The sequence below is a fragment of the Vibrio sp. 03_296 genome (assembly GCF_002265885.1).
Window position 1 is genome coordinate 1 of sequence record NZ_NPKW01001251.1, and the last position, 595, is coordinate 595.

The 595-nt window shown below is 41.9% G+C and carries 1 protein-coding gene and 1 pseudogene; one reads left to right on the forward strand and one right to left on the reverse strand.

Features of this window, described 5'->3' with window-relative positions; genetic code table 11:
* Positions 1 to 84: 84 nt before the first annotated feature.
* Positions 85 to 222 (reverse strand): DUF3265 domain-containing protein, encoded by a 138-nt coding sequence (locus CIK04_RS35925; protein ID WP_128824786.1) that lies wholly within the window; start codon positions 220 to 222, stop codon positions 85 to 87.
* Positions 223 to 420: 198 nt separating this feature from the next.
* Between CIK04_RS35925 and CIK04_RS31350 the strand changes: the two are divergent.
* Positions 421 to 595: pseudogene (locus tag CIK04_RS31350) on the forward strand (IS110 family transposase); the annotation flags it as partial.

A 595-nucleotide genomic window follows, 5' to 3' on the forward strand; every position in this document is an offset into this window, starting at 1 on the left:
TGTACATTTAATGGAACAAGTATAATCCTCAGCCACTCTAACTTGTACAATGTAAATTGAACATTGTCGATATTGATAAGGCAACTAACGCTGCGTTAWGGGGTGAATGCCGCATAAACCAAGCTTCCGCAGACCACTTTCACCACCAAAACCAACCGCATACCAAAAATGCCACGCGGCATGAATCCCKCTTAAACGCYTTGTATGGGAAATTATCCCCATTAATCGACCTGTTTCGGGTAATGTGAGACCCAGGCTTTAGCCGCAACTAAAGCTTTCTATGTTGTAGTTCGATTGAACGCTGGCTCCTCTATCGAGAGACCGATAACAAACATGAACGCGACATAGAACTCCAAGCACCAAACTCGAATACTCGACTGGGTCTCGAACCCGCATTACGCAAGCAAGAGTTAGCTTATTATGAATACAAACACACTTCAAAATATTAATGTCGGTGTGGATACTGGCAAAGCAAATCTAGATATCTATATCCGCCCATTTGATATCTTTTTTACTGTTTCTAATGATGATAAAGGGATAAAAGAAGCGGTCAAAATCATCAAGAAACACCAGCCTGAACGCATCGTTATCGAAG